The sequence below is a fragment of the Streptomyces sp. NPDC046866 genome, assembly GCF_040704625.1.
In the GTDB taxonomy this organism is placed as follows: Bacteria; Actinomycetota; Actinomycetes; order Streptomycetales; family Streptomycetaceae; genus Streptomyces.
In genome coordinates this window covers 55,663-71,331 of record NZ_JBEYXN010000025.1, presented here as the reverse complement: position 1 = coordinate 71,331, position 15,669 = coordinate 55,663, and the positions used below count along the sequence as shown (strand labels likewise).

General features: G+C 75.3%; 1 protein-coding gene. It reads right to left on the bottom strand.

Annotated elements, in window-relative coordinates; all coding sequences use genetic code 11:
* Positions 1-13: 13 nt before the first annotated feature.
* Positions 14-15,586, bottom strand: coding sequence for a type I polyketide synthase (locus AB0953_RS28860; RefSeq protein ID WP_366862510.1), 15,573 nt, complete (start codon positions 15,584-15,586; stop codon positions 14-16).
* Between the last annotated feature and the right edge of the window lie 83 nt (positions 15,587-15,669).

Genomic DNA, 15,669 nt, shown 5'->3' with positions numbered 1-15,669 from the left:
TCATCGGAAGTCATCAGAAGTCAGATCCTTCGAGTGCCATCGCGATGAGGCGCTCTGCATCCATCTCGTCGATCAGTTCGCCCGCGTCGGCCGCGGGGTCCCCGGCCTCCGGCGGCAGCCCGGCCCCGTCGGGCCGGTGGCCCGCCAGTTCGAGCAGCGTCTCCAGGAGTCCGGAGTCCCGCAGTCGGGACAGCGGGATGGAGAGCAGCGAGGCCCGCACGCTCTCCTCGTGGTCCCCGGCCCCGGCATCGCTCTCGGGGGCCACCTCCGCCAGGACGAAGGCGGCCAGTTCCCGGGGGGTCGGGTGGTCGAAGACCACGGTGGCGGGCAGCCGGAGTCCGGCGGCCGCACCCAGGCGGTTGCGGAATTCGACCGCGGTCAGCGAGTCGAACCCGAAGTCCTTGAACGGCTTGTCCGGCACCACGTCGTGGGCGCTGCCCAGGTTGAGGACGGCGGCCGCCTCCTTGCTGACCAGGTCCAGTACGGTGCGCGGCCGGTCGGCGGCCGGCAGGGCGGCCAACCGGGCCGCCAGGTCCGAACCGCCCGCCGGGCCGCTGCCGCTGCCGCCGCCGGCGGCAGCGGACCGCCGGACCGGGGTGGTGCGTACCAGCAGCTTCAGCAGGGCCGGCACGCCGCCGTCGTCCGCGGCGCCCGCGAGGGCGCCGGCGTCGAGGCCGGCCGGGACGAGCAGGGCCCGTCCGGTGGCCGGGGCGGCGTCCAGCAGGGCGAGGCCTTCCTCGGTGCCCAGGGGGCGGACGCCGGAGCGGGCCATGCGCCGGATGTCGGCCTCGCCGAGCTCCGCGCCCATGCCGCCCGCCTCGGGGGACCACAGGCCCCAGGCCAGCGAGAGGCCGGGCAGGCCCTGCGCCCGCCGGTGGGCGGCGAGCCCGTCGAGGTAGGCGTTGGCCGCGGCGTACGCGCCCTGGCCGGGGCCGCCGAGCACGCCGGCGGCGGAGGAGTAGAGCACGAACGCGTCGAGCTCCTGCCCCGCGGTCAGTTCGTGCAGGTACCGGGCGGCATCGGCCTTCGGCGCGAGGACCTTGGCCACGCGCTCCGTGCTCAGCGAGCCGATCGTCGCATCGTCGACCACACCCGCCGCATGGAACACGGCAGTCACCGGGTGCTCGGCCAGCAGCGCGGCCACCGCATCGCGGTCGGCGACGTCACACGCCGCCAGCACCACGTCCGCGCCCGCAGCCTCCAGCTCCGCAGCCAGCTCACCGGCCCCCGGAGCCTCGGCGCCCCGACGGCTGGTCAGCACCAGCCTGCGGACCCCGTGCTCGGCGACCAGGTGCCGGGCGGTCAGCGCACCCAGCCCACCGGTACCACCGGTGACCAGGACCGTCCCACCCTCCCGGAACACCGGCGCCTGGGCGTCGGCGTCCGGAACGGCCCGCACCAGCCGCGGCGCGTGGAACGCTCCGCGGCGCAGCGCAAGTTCCGGCTCCCCGGTGGCGAGCGCGGCCGCCGTCTGCCCCGCAGACGGCTCCTCGTCGGCGTCGAGGAGGACGATCAGCCCCGGGTGCTCGGCCTGCGCGGCCCGCACCAGGCCGATGACGGCCGCCTGCGCCAGGTCGGTGACGTCCTCGCCGGGCAGCACGGCCAGCGCACCACCGGTCCGGACGAGCAGCTGCCGCCCCCGGTCCGCGCCGTCGTCGGCGCTCTGCCAGGACTGCAGCGCCGCCAGCACGGCGGCGACGGCCTCGCCGGTCGAGGCGTGCGCGGGAGCCACGCACACCACCGGGTCCGCGATCGGCGCACCCCCGGCGGCCGCCTCGGCAGCCGGCACGGGCACCCAGTCCAGGCCGTGGAGCGCGTCCGGCCGGCGCCGTACGAGGTCACCACCGGCCAGCGGGCGCAGCAGCAGCGCACCGACCGAGGCGACGGGCGCACCCGTCGAGTCCGCCAGCTCCAGCGCGGCCTGCCCGGCCGTCCCCGTGGGGCTGATCCGGACCCGCAGCTCGGTGGCACCCTGCGCGTACAGGGCGACGTCCGACCAGGCGAACGGCAGGTGGGCCTGTCCGTCGTCGGGGGTGAACGCCCCGAGCCCGATCCCGTGCAGCGCCGCGTCCAGCAGCGCCGGGTGCAGCCCGAACCCGTCGAGCGGGGTCCCGGCGGGCAGTGCGACCTCGGCGAGGACCGCGTCCCCGTCGCGCCAGGCGGCGGTCACGCCCTGGAACAGCGGGCCGTACTCCAGCCCCAGGCCGGCCAGTGCGGCGTAGAGCCCGTCCGTGTCGACGGCCTCCGCCCCGGCCGGCGGCCACGCCGCGAGTTCGAAGCCCGGGACGGGCCGTTCGGCGCCGAGCAGGCCGTCCGCGTGCCGGGTCCAGCCGGCGTCGGGGGCGTCCTCGGGCCGCGAGGCGCCTTCTGATCGAGAAAAAATGGTCAGCGGTCGACCGCCGGTCGCCGCGTCGGGCGCGCCCACCTTCACCCGCAGGGCCAGCGCACCGGACCCCTCCAGCACCACCGGGGCGTGCAGGGTCAGGTCCTGCAGGACACCCGCGCCGACGTGGTCCCCGGCGCGGACGGCGATGTCCACCAGGGCGGCGCCGGGGAGGATGACGGTCCCGGCGACGGCGTGGTCGGCGAGCCACGGGTGGCTGCGCAGCGACAGCCGGCCGGTGAACAGCACGCCGTCGTCCTCGGGGAGTTCCACCACCGCACCCAGCAGGGGGTGGCCGCCGCCGGTCTGCCCGAAGGCGGAGGCGTCGCCACTGCCCGCGCCGGTGTCGGCGAGCCAGTACGGCGCGTGCTGGAAGGCGTACGTGGGCAGGTCCACGGTGAGCGCGCCGGTGCCCGCGAAGAACGCGGCCCAGTCGACCGCGACCCCGTGGGTGTGCAGGCGGGCCAACGCCTCGGCCGGACCCTGCGCCTCGGGCCGGTCGCGGCGGACGGCCGGAACGGCGACGGCACCCTCGTCCAGGGACTCGGCGGCTATGGCGGTGAGCACCGCGTCGGGGCCGAGCTCCAGGAACGTCGTGACGGACTGCCCCTGCAACGTGGTCACGGCATCCGCGAAACGCACGGCTTCGCGCACGTGCCGGACCCAGTACTGCGGGTCGGACAGCTCCTCGTACGAGGCGGCCCGCCCGGTCAGGGTGGACACGATGGGCAGCTGCGGCTCGGAGTACGTCAGCCGACCGGCGATCTGCCCGAACTCGGCGAGCATCGGCTCCATCAGCGGCGAGTGGAACGCGTGGCTCACAACAAGCCGCTTGGTCTTCCGCCCGGCCTCCGCGAAGTGCGCGACAACAGCCTCGACGGCGGGTTCCGTACCGGACACGACCAGGGAGGTCGGCCCGTTGACCGCGGCGATACCGACCCCGTCGGTCAGGACGGCACGCACTTCCTCCTCGGTGGCCTGGACGGCGGCCATGGCACCACCGGCGGGCAGCGCCTGCATCAGCCGACCGCGCGCAGCCACCAGCAGAGCCGCGTCCTCAAGCGACCACAGACCGGCCACGTGCGCAGCAGCCAGCTCACCGATCGAGTGCCCGGCCAGCGCGTCAGCACGCACACCCCACGCCTCGACCAGCCGGTACAGCGCCACCTCGATCGCGAAGAGCGCAGGCTGCGTGTACTCGGTCCGGTTGAGGTCGGTGGCGTCCCCGTCGAACAGCACGTCCTTCAACGGCCGCTGAAGGTGCTCGTCGAAGGCCGCGCACACCTCGTCCAGCGCGGCCGCGAACACCGGGTACTGCGCGTACAGCTCGCGCCCCATCCCGGCCCGCTGGCTGCCCTGCCCCGTGAACAGGAAGCCCAGCCGCGTGCCCGCCGCCGTGCCCCGGAAGGTTCCGGCAGCGGAGGTGTCCTCCTGCGCGAGGGACGTGAGCGCGGCCAGCAGGGACGCCCGGTCTCCGGCCACGGCCGCCGCCCGGTGCGTGAACGCGGTCCGCGCGGTGGCCAGGGTGTAGCCGATGTTGGTGGTGTCCAGGTCGGGGCGGCGGGCCAGGAGCTCCAGGAGGGCCGCGGCCTGGTCCCGTACGGCTCCGTGCGTCTTGCCCGACAGGAGCCACGGCACGGCGGGCAGCCGGCGCGGGGCCGTGGCGGCCTCGGCGGTCCCGTCGGCCGGGGCCTCCTCGATGATGACGTGGGCGTTCGTACCGCTGATGCCGAAGGAGGAGATGCCGGCCCGGCGGCGGCGTTCCCCGGCGGGCCACTTCTGCGCCTCGGTCAGCAGCGAGACCGCACCGGCCGTCCAGTCGACGTGGCTGCTGGGCGCGTCCACGTGCAGGGTGCGCGGCAGCTCCTCGTGGTGCAGGGCGAGGACCATCTTGATGATGCCCGCGACACCCGCGGCGGCCTGCGTGTGCCCCAGGTTGGACTTGATGGAGCCCAGCCACAGGGGCTTGCCCTCGGACCGGTTCTGCCCGTACGTGGCGAGCAGCGCCTGCGCCTCGATCGGGTCGCCGAGCTTCGTACCCGTGCCATGCGCCTCGACCGCGTCGACCTCGTGGGCGGCGAGACGGGCGCTGGCCAGGGCCTGGCGGATGACGCGCTGCTGGGCGGGGCCGTTGGGGGCGGTCAGGCCGTTGCTGGCGCCGTCCTGGTTGATGGCGGAGCCGCGCACCACGGCGAGCACCCGGTGCCCGTTCTTCCGCGCGTCGGACAGCTTCTCCAGCAGGAGCATGCCGGCGCCCTCGCCCCAGCCGGTCCCGTCCGCGGCCTCGGCGAACGGCTTGCAGCGGCCGTCAGGGGCCAGCCCCCGCTGCCGGCTGAAGCCGACGAAGGTCTCCGGGGTCGCCATCACGGTCACACCGCCGGCCAGCGCCATGCTGCACTCACCGCTGCGCAGGGCCTGCGCGGCCATGTGCACGGTGACCAGCGACGAGGAGCACGCGGTGTCGACCGTCAGCGCCGGGCCCTCCAGGCCCAGTACGTAGGCGACGCGACCGGAGGCGACGCTGCCGGAGCTGCCGGTCCCGAGGTAGCCCTCCAGGTCCGCCGGGTACTGGCTGAGCCGGATGCCGTAGTCGTTGTACATGACGCCCGCGAAGACGCCGGTGGCCGTGCCCCGGGCCCCGGTGGGGTCGATGCCCGCGCTCTCGAAGGCCTCCCAGGCGGTCTCCAGCAGCAGCCGGTGCTGCGGGTCGGTCGCGAGGGCCTCGCGGGGGCTGATCCCGAAGAAGCCGGGGTCGAAGTCCGCGGCCTGCGCGAGGAATCCGCCGTGCCGGGAGTACGTCTTGCCCGTCGCGTCCGGGTCCGGGTCGTACAGGGCCTCGGTGTCCCAGCCGCGGTCCTCGGGCAGGGCGGTGACCGCGTCGGTGCCCGCCGCGAGAAGCTCCCACAGCTGCTCGGGCGTGTTGACGCCGCCGGGGTAGCGGCAGGCCATGCCGACGATCGCGATGGGCTCGTCGGACGCGGCCGCGGACGCCGCGGCGGGAGCGGCCGCGCCCGCGTCGGCGTCGGGGGTGCCGAGGACCTCGGTGAGGAGGAAGTCGGCGACCGCGAGCGGGGTGGGGTGGTCGAAGACGAGCGTGGCGGGCAGCCGGACCCCGGCCGCGGTGCCGAGCGCGTTGCGGAACTCCACACCGGTCAGCGAGTCGACGCCCAGCTCGGCGAAGAGCGAGTCGGCGGCCACCGCGTGCGGCCCGGCGAAGCCGAGGACGGCCGCGATGTGGGTACGGGTGAGCTCCAGCAGCACCTCCCGGCGCGCGGCGGCGTCCGGCAGGGCCGCCAGCCGCTCCGCGAGCGGGTTCCCGGAGGACCCGGAGGCCCCGCCGGACCCTGCCGCGGCCGCCGCCGTCCGCCGGACCGGGGTACGGACCAGCGAACGCAGCAGCGGCGCGGGCGGGGCCGCGGAGCGGGCCTGGGCGGCCAGGTCGAGGTGGATCGGCAGGACGTGGGCGTACGGGGCAGCCAGCGCGGCGTCGAACAGGGCGAGGCCGTGCTCGGCGTCGAGCGCCAGCACTCCGGCCCGCGCCATGCGGTCCAGGTCGGCGGTGGTGAGGCCGGCGCCCATGCCGCCGGCGTCGGGGTGCCACAGGCCCCAGGCGAGGGAGAGGCCGGGCAGGCCCGTGGCGCGGCGGTGGGTGGCGAGGGCGTCGAGGTAGGCGTTGGCGGCGGCGTAGTTGGCCTGGCCGATGCCGTCGAAGGTGGCGGCGGCGGAGGAGAACAGCATGAACGCGTCGAGGTCCTGCCCGGCGGTCAGCTCGTGCAGGTGCCGTGCCGCGGCGGCCTTCGGCGCCCATACGGCCGCCAGCTGCTCCGTCGTCAACGATTCCACGGTCGCGTCGGCGAGCACGCCGGCGGTGTGGATGACGGCCGTGACCGGGTGCGCGGCGAGCAGCGCCGCGACGGCGTCCCGGTCGGCCACGTCGCAGGCCGCCAGGACCACGCTCGCACCCGCGGCCTCAAGATCCGCGGCCAGCTCACGCGCCCCCGGAGCCTCGGCGCCCCGACGGCTGGTCAGCACCAGCCTGCGGACCCCGTGCTCGGCGACCAGGTGCCGGGCGGTCAGCGCCCCCAGCCCACCGGTACCACCGGTGACCAGGACCGTCCCACCCTCCCGGAACACCGGCCCCTCGACCCGCTCGGGGGTCGTACGGACCAGCCGGGGGACGAGGAACTCGCCGTCGCGCAGAGCAAGCTCCGGCGCCCCGACGGGCAGCTCGGACAGCGCATCGGCACCGGCATCGGCATCTGCGTCCAGGAGAACGAAGCGCCCCGGGTGCTCGGCCTGCGCGGAACGCACCAGGCCCCACACCGCGGCCGCCTCTGGCGCGGCGATGTCCTCGCCGGCCCGCACCGCCACCGCACCCCGGGTCCGGACCACCAGCGGCCCCGACTCCTGCGCGGCCCCGTCAGCCAGCCACTCCCGGATCCGGCCGAGCACGGCCCCGACCGCATCCGCGTCCGGAACGTCGTACACGCAGGCGTCCTGAACCGGCTCGGCGGACGTCTCGCGGACCCACTCCACGTGGAAGAGGGCGTCGCGGGAGTACCGGCGTGCGCCGGCCGTCTCGCCCGCCGCCAGCGGCCGCAGCGACAGCGCGCCGACGGCAGCCACCGCAGCGCCCTGGGCGTCGGCGAGTTGCAGGGCGAACCCGCGGCCCTGCCCGGTGGGCGTGATCCGCACGCGCAGGGCGGCGGCGCCGGACGCGTACACGGTGACGTCGGACCACGTGAAGGGCAGCTCGGCCTCGCCGTTGTCGCCCGCGTCGAGGGAGATGCCGTGCAGGGCGGCGTCGAGGAGCGCCGGGTGCAGGGCGAAGCCGTCGACGTCGGTGTCCTGCGGCAGGCACACCTCGGCGAGGACCGCGTCCCCGTCGCGCCAGGCACTGGTCACGCCCTGGAAGAGCGGCCCGTACTGCAGGCCCGTCGCCGCCAGGTCCTCGTACAGGGAGCTGACGTCGATGGCTTCGGCACCCGCCGGCGGCCAGGCGGCCAGCGAGAACCCGGCCTCCGGGCGGAGGTCGACCAGCTCGCCGTGGGCGTGCCGCGTCCACTCGGCGTCGGGGGCGTCCTCGGCGCGCGAGTAGATGCCGACGCTGCGCTGCCCGGCTCCGTCGGGACGGCCCACCTGGACGCGCAGAGCGAGAGCACCGCTCTCCTCCAGGACCAGCGGCGCGGACAGCGCGAGGTCCCGGAGGGTGCCGGCGCCGACGTGGTCGCCGGCGCTGATCGCCAGGTCCACCAGTGCCGAGGCGGGGACGATGACGGTCCCGGCGACGGCGTGGTCGGCGAGCCAGGCGTGCGTACGCAGCGACAGCCGGCCGGTGAACAGCACCCCGTCCGAGTCCGGCAGTTCGACCGCCGCGCCCAGCAGCGGGTGCCCGGCCTCGGCGAGGCCGGCCGCCACGACGTTCCCGGCGCGCGTGCCCGGGGCGGGCCAGTAGTGCGCGTGCTGGAAGGCGTACGTGGGCAGGTCCACGACCGCGGTACGGGCCGCACCGAAGAACCCGGCCCAGTCGACGGCGACGCCCTGGGCGTGGAGGCGGGCGAGCGCCTCGGTCAGGGCCCGGGCCTCGGAGCGGTCGCGGCGGACGGCCGGAACGGCGACGGCACCGTCGTCCAGGGACTCGGCGGCCATGGCGGTGAGCACCGCGTCCGGCCCGAGCTCGAAGAAGGTGGTGATGCCCTGGCCCTGGAGGGTGGTGACGGCGTCGGCGAACCGCACGGCTTCGCGCACGTGCCGCACCCAGTACTGCGGATCGGACAGCTCCTCGTACGAAGCGGACTTGCCCGTCAGGGTGGACACGATCGCCACCCGCGGCTCGTCGTACACGAGTCCGGCGGCGATCTGCCCGAACTCGGCGAGCATCGGCTCCATCAGCGGCGAGTGGAAGGCGTGGCTGACCACCAGCCGCTTGGTCTTGCGACCGGCCTCGGCGAAGTGCGCAACGACCGTCTCGACAGCGGCTTCGGTACCGGAGACGACCAGCGAGGCCGGCCCGTTGACGGCGGCGATACCGACCCCGTCGGTCAGGACGCCACGCACTTCCTCCTCGGTGGCCTGCACCGCGGCCATGGCACCGCCAGCGGGCAGCGCCTGCATCAGCCGACCGCGGGCAGCCACCAGCTGAGCCGCGTCCTCCAGGGACCACAGCCCGGCCACGTGCGCGGCAGCCAGCTCACCGATCGAGTGCCCGGCGAGCGCGTCGGCCCGCACACCCCACGCCTCCACGAGCCGGTACAGCGCCACCTCGATCGCGAAGAGTGCAGGCTGGGTGTACTCGGTCCGGTTGAGGTCGGTGGCGTCCCCGTCGAACAGCACCTCCTTCAGCGGCCGCTGGAGGTGCACGTCCAGCGCCGCGCACACCTCGTCCAGCGCAGCCGCGAAGACGGGGTACTGCGCGTACAGCTCACGCCCCATCCCGGCCCGCTGGCTGCCCTGCCCCGTGAACAGGAAGGCGTTCCCCGCGCCCGCTGCGGTGCCCGCGATCGGGGCCGCACCCGCGGCGACGGCCTCCAGGCCGGCCAGCAGCCCGTCGCGGTCCTCGGCGACCACGGCCGCCCGGTGGGCGAACGCCGTCCGCTGGGTCGCCAGGGCCAGACCCACGGCGGCCGGGTCGAACCCGGGCCGTGCGGCCACGAACTCGCGCAGCCGGACCGCCTGCTCGCGCAGCGCCTCGCCACTCTTCGCCGAGACCAGCCACGGCACGACCGGCAGGACGGGCGCCGCAGTGGGCGTCTCCTCGGTCGCCGGGGCTTCCTCCACGATGACGTGGGCGTTCGTACCGCTGATACCGAAGGAGGAGACACCCGCGCGGCGGACCCGCTCCCCCGCCGGCCAGGGCCGGGCCTCGGTCAGCAGGGAGACCTCGCCCTCGCTCCAGTCGACGTGGCTGCTCGGCGCATCCACGCCGAGGGTCATCGGCAGGGTCTCGTGGCGCAGCGCCTCGACCATCTTGATGATGCCCGCGACACCGGCGGCGGCCTGGGTGTGCCCCAGGTTGGACTTCACCGACCCCAGCCACAGCGGCCGGCCGTCCTCCGGCCGGTCCTGGCCGTAGGTGGCGAGCAGCGCCTGCGCCTCGATCGGGTCGCCGAGCCGGGTACCGGTGCCGTGGCCCTCCACCGCGTCCACATCCGCCGCGGTGAGGTGCGCCGACGCCAGCGCCTGCCGGATGACCCGCTGCTGTGCCGGCCCGTTGGGCGCGGTCAGGCCGTTGCTGGCGCCGTCCTGGTTGACGGCGGAGCCGCTGACGAGCGCCAGCACCCGGTGGCCGTTCTTCCGGGCATCGGAGAGCTTCTCCAGAACGAGGACACCGACGCCCTCGCCCCAGCCCGTGCCGTCCGCGGCCTCCGCGTACGGCTTGCAGCGGCCGTCCGCAGCCAGACCGCGCTGGCGGCTGAAGTCCACGAAGGTGTCCGGCGTCGACATCACCGTCACACCACCGGCCAGCGCCAGCGAGCACTCGCCGCTGCGCAGCGCCTGCCCGGCCAGGTGCACCGCCACCAGCGACGACGAGCACGCGGTGTCGACGGTGACGGCCGGGCCCTCCAGGCCGAGCGCGTACGAGACGCGGCCGGAGGCGATGCTGCCGCCGACGCCCATGAACCCTTCGGTGTTGTGGTGGTCGGACTGCTCCAGGACGACCGAGTAGTCGTGGTACATGACGCCCGCGAAGACGCCGGTCGCGGTGCCCCGGGCGCTCGCCGGGTCGATGCCCGCGCGCTCCAGGGCCTCCCAGGAGGCCTCCAGGAGCAGCCGGTGCTGCGGGTCCATGGCCAGGGCCTCGCGCGGGCTGATCCCGAAGAAGACCGGGTCGAACTCTGCGGCGTCGTGCAGGAAGCCGCCGTGCCGGGAGTACGTCTTGCCGGCCGCGTCCGGGTCGGGGTCGTAGATGCCCTCGGTGTCCCAGCCGCGGTCCTCCGGGAAGGCCGAGATGCCGTCGCCGCCCGCGGCGAGCAGCTCCCAGAGCCCCTCGGGGGAGGTGATGCCGCCGGGGTAGCGGCAGGCCATGCCGACGATGGCGATCGGCTCGTCGGCACCGCCCGCGACCGCACCCGCGGCCCCCGCGCTGACGGGGAGCCGGTCTGCGCCGTCGCCGAGGAGCTCGACGCGGAGGAAGTCGGCGACCTCGGCGGGGGTCGGGTAGTCGAAGACGAGCGTGGCGGGCAGCCGGACCCCGGCTTCGCCGGCGAGGCGGTTGCGGAACTCCACGGCGGTCAGCGAGTCGAAGCCGACCTCCTTGAACGGCCGGTCCGGGCTGACCTCGTGGGCCCCCGAGTAGCCGAGGACCGCCGCGACGTGGCGGCGTACGAGGTCCAGCAGGAGGCGGTCGCGGTCGGCCGGGGCGAGCACGGCGAGGCGCTCGGCGAGCCCGGCGTCGCCGCTGTCGGCGGCGGCCGCCGTGCGGCGTACGACGGCGGGCCGGACCAGGCCGCGCAGGATGGCGGGCAGGTCGGAGCGGCGGGCCCGCTGTTCGAGGGCGCGGGTGTCGAGGGCGGCGGGCAGCACCTGGGCGTGGGGCCCGGTGAGCGCGGCGTCGAGGAGGGCCATGCCGCGGGCGCTGCCCAGCGGCAGGACACCGGTGCGGGCCATGCGCTGGAGGTCGGCGGCCGTGAGGTCGGACGCCATGCCGCCGGCCTCGGGGTCCCACAGGCCCCAGGCCAGGGACAGCCCGGGCAGGCCCTGCGCCCGCCGGTGGGCGGCGAGCCCGTCCAGGTAGGCGTTGGCCGCGGCGTAGTTCCCCTGCCCGGAACCGTCGAACGTGCTCGCGGCGGAGGAGTAGAGGACGAAGGCGTCGAGCTCCTGCCCCGCGGTCAGTTCGTGCAGGTACCGGGCGGCATCCGCCTTCGGCGCGAAGACCCTGGCCAGACGCTCGCCGCTGAGCGAGCCGATCGTCGCATCGTCGACCACACCCGCCGCATGGAACACGGCAGTCACCGGGTGCTCGGCCAGCAGTGCCGCCACCGCATCGCGGTCGGCGACGTCACACGCCGCCAGCACCACGTCCGCGCCCGCAGCCTCCAGCTCCGCAGCCAGCTCACGCGCCCCCGGAGCCTCGGCACCCCGACGGCTGGTCAGCACCAGCCTGCGGACCCCGTGCCCGGTGACCAGGTGCCGGGCGGTCAGCGCCCCCAGCCCACCGGTACCACCGGTGACCAGGACCGTCCCGCCCTCCCGGAACACCGGGGCGGCAGCCGGGTCCGCCTCCGGGGTGGTGCGGACGAGGCGGGAGACGTACAGCTGGCCGCCCCGCAGGGCGAATTCGCCCTCTCCGGCGGGCAGCGCCGCGAGCCCTGCGACGTCGGCGTCGGCGTCGGCGTCGAGGAGCACGAAGCGCCCCGGGTGCTCGGCCTGCGCAGCCCGGACCAGGCCCCACACGGCGGCCTGCGCCGGCTCGGCGACGTCCGCGCCCTCGGCGGTGGACACGGCGCCTCGCGTGACGACGACCAGGCGGTCCTGGGTCTCCAGGTGCTCCTGGAGCCGGGTCAGGACGTGCCCGACGGCCTCGCGGGCACCGGCGCCGGCCGGGACCTCCACGAGGACGCTCCCGTCGGCGGACTCCTCGGGCGCGCCCGGGGCGACCGGGGACCAGGCCACCCGGTACAGGTCACGGACCTGCGCGGTGGCCGGTCCGGCAGTGTCCACGGCCCGCAGGGCGAGTGCGCCGACGGTGGCGAGCGGGCTGCCCTGGGCGTCGGCGATGTGCAGGGTCCAGTCGCCCCGGCCGGGCACGATCCGGACCCGGGCCGCGCGCGCACCGGTGGCGTGCAGCGTCACGTCCGACCAGGTGAAGGGCAGCTCGGCGGTCTCGTTGGCCGGGTCGGCCAGGGTGATGCCGTGCAGGGCGGCGTCGAGCAGCGCCGGGTGGAGGGCGAAGCCGTCGACGTCGGTGTCCTGGGGCAGCGACACCTCGGCGGCGATGGCGTCCCCGTCGCGCCAGGCGGCGGTGAGGCCCTGGAAGAGCGGCCCGTACTGGAGCCCGGCGGCGGCCAGCGAGGAGTACAGGGAGCTGACGTCGAGCGGCTCGGCGCCGGCCGGCGGCCAGGCGGTGAGGGCCTCGGGGGCCCCGGCCGCGGAGACAGGGACGAGCGAGCCCTCGGCGTGCCGGATCCACGGCTCGTCGCCGATGCGGGAGTACACGGCGAGGCTGCGCGGCTCCTCGCCGCCGACCTGGACGCGCAGCTGCACCGAGGCGTCCGCCGGGACGACCAGCGGGGCCTGGAGGGTGAGGTCCTGGACGGTCCCGCAGCCGACGTGGTCCCCGGCCCGGACGGCCAGGTCGACCAAGGCGGCGCCGGGCAGGACGACGGTGCCGCCCACGGCGTGGTCGGCGAGCCAGGGGTGGGTGCGCAGCGACAGCCGGCCGGTGAACAGCACCCCGTCGGTGTCGGGCAGTTCGACGGCCGCACCCAGCAGCGGGTGCTCGGCGTCGGCGATGCCGACCGCGGCGACGTCGTGCAGGCCGCTGCCGTCGGCGTCGAGCCAGTACCGCTGGTGCTGGAAGGCGTACGTGGGCAGCTCGCACGGAGTGCGGGGGCCGCCGTGGAAGGCGGTCCAGTCGACCGCGATCCCGGAGGTGTGCAGGCGGGCCAGCGCCTCGACAACGGCCTGGGCCTCGGGCCGGTCGCGGCGGACGGCCGGAACGGCGACGGCACCGTCGTCCAGGGACTCGGCGGCCATGGCGGTGAGCACCGCGTCGGGGCCGAGCTCCAGGAACGTCGTGACGGACTGCCCCTGGAGGGTGGTCACGGCATCCGCGAACCGCACGGCTTCGCGCACGTGCCGCACCCAGTACTGCGGGTCGGAGAGCTCCTCGTACGAGGCGGCCCGCCCGGTCAGGGTGGACACGATGGGCAGCTGCGGCTCGGAGTACGTCAGCCGACCGGCGATCTGCCCGAACTCGGCGAGCATCGGCTCCATCAGCGGCGAATGGAACGCGTGGCTCACAACGAGCCGCTTGGTCTTCCGCCCGGCCTCCGCGAAGTGCGCGACAACAGCCTCAACGGCGGCTTCCGTACCGGAGACCACGAGCGAGGTCGGCCCGTTGACCGCGGCAATACCGACCCCGTCGGTCAGGACGGCGCGCACTTCCTCCTCGGTGGCCTGGACGGCGGCCATGGCACCACCGGCGGGCAGCGCCTGCATCAGCCGACCGCGCGCAGCCACCAGCAGAGCCGCGTCCTCCAGGGACCACAGACCGGCCACATGGGCAGCAGCCAGCTCACCGATCGAGTGCCCGGCCAGCGCGTCGGCCCGCACTCCCCACGCCTCGACCAGCCGGAACAGCGCCACCTCCACCGCGAACAGCGCAGGCTGCGTGTACTCGGTCCGGTTCAGATCCGCCGGATCCTCATCGAACAGCACGTCCTTCAACGGCCGCTGAAGGTGCACGTCCAGCGCCGCACACACCTCGTCCAGCGCGGCCGCGAAGACGGGGTACTGGGCGTACAGCTCGCGCCCCATCCCGGCCCGCTGGCTGCCCTGCCCCGTGAACAGGAAGCCCAGCCGGCCTCCGGCCGCGGTGCCCCGCAGGGCGCTCTGGCCGTCGATCAGCCGGTCGAGGCCGGCCAGCAGGCCGTCCCGGTCGGCCGCCACGACCGCTGCCCGGTGGGGGAACGGCGTGCGCTGCGTGGCGAGGGCCAGGCCGGCGGACGCGAGGTCCAGTCCGGGCCGTGCGGTGAGGAACTCGCGCAGGCGGGCGGCCTGGTCGAGGACCGCCTCGGGGGTCTTGGCGGAGATCAGCCACGGCACCACCGGCAGGTCGGCGGCCTCCACGGCGTCCGAGGGCGCCTCGGCGGGGGCTTCCTCCACGATGACGTGGGCGTTCGTACCGCTGATGCCGAAGGAGGACACGCCCGCGCGGCGGACCCGCTCCCCCGCCGGCCACGGCCGGGCCTCGGTCAGCAGCGAGACCGCCCCCGCCGCCCAGTCCACGTGGCTGCTCGGCGCGTCCACGTGCAGGGTCATGGGCAGGCTCTCGTGGCGCAGTGCCTGGACCATCTTGATGATGCCGGCGACGCCCGCCGCGGCCTGGGTGTGCCCCAGGTTGGACTTGATGGAGCCGAGCCACAGCGGCTGGTCCTCGGGCCGGTCCTGACCGTACGTGGCGAGCAGGGCCTGCGCCTCGATCGGGTCGCCGAGCCGCGTACCGGTGCCGTGGCCCTCGACGGCGTCCACGTCCGCGGCCGTCAGCCGGGCGCTGGCGAGCGCCTGCCGGATGACGCGCTGCTGCGCCGGCCCGTTGGGCGCGGTGAGCTGGCTGCTGGCGCCGTCCTGGTTGACGGCGGAGCCGCTGACGACGGCCAGCACGCGGTGGCCGTTCTTGCGGGCGTCGGAGAGCTTCTCCAGGACGAGGACACCGACGCCCTCGCCCCAGCCGGTGCCGTCCGCGGCCTCCGCGTACGGCTTGCAGCGGCCGTCCGCAGCCAGACCGCGCTGGCGGCTGAAGTCGATGAAGGTCTCGGGGGTGGCCATGACGGTGACACCGCCGGCCAGGGCCATGGTGCATTCGCCGTTGCGCAGGGCCTGCGCGGCGAGGTGCACGGCCACGAGGGAGGAGGAGCAGGCCGTGTCGACGGTGACGGCCGGGCCCTCGAGCCCGAGGGCGTACGCGACGCGGCCGGAGACGACGCTCGCCGCGCTGCCGTTGCCCAGGAAGGCGCCGAGATCGTCCGGGACGTCGCTCAGCCGGGAGCCGTAGTCGTGGTACATGACGCCGGCGAAGACGCCGAGGTGTGCGCCGCGCACGCTCTGCGGGTCGATGCCCGCGCGCTCCAGGGCCTCCCAGGAGGTCTCGAGGAGCAGGCGCTGCTGCGGGTCGGTGGCGAGGGCCTCGCGCGGGCTGATCCCGAAGAAGCCGGCGTCGAAGTCGGCGGCGCGGTCGAGGAATCCGCCGTGCCGGGAGTACGTCTTGCCGGGCGCGTCCGGGTCGGGGTCGTAGATGCCCTCGGTGTCCCAGCCGCGGTTCTCGGGGAAGGCGGAGACGGCGTCGCGGCCGGCGGCGAGCAGCTCCCACAGTTCGTCGGGGGTGGTGACGTCACCGGGGTAGCGGCAGGCCATGCCGACGATGGCTATGGGTTCGCGTTGCCGGTTTTCCTCTTCGTGCAGTCGGCGCCGGGTTTCCCGCAGCTCTGCGGTCGCCCGCTTGAGGTAGTCGAGGAGCTTCTGTTCGTTCGACTCTGCCGACACGTGGTCCACCTCGCGGAAGAACGGGAGATACGGGAATACGGGAATACGGGAATGCGGAAATGCTGCAATACGGAATGCGGAAA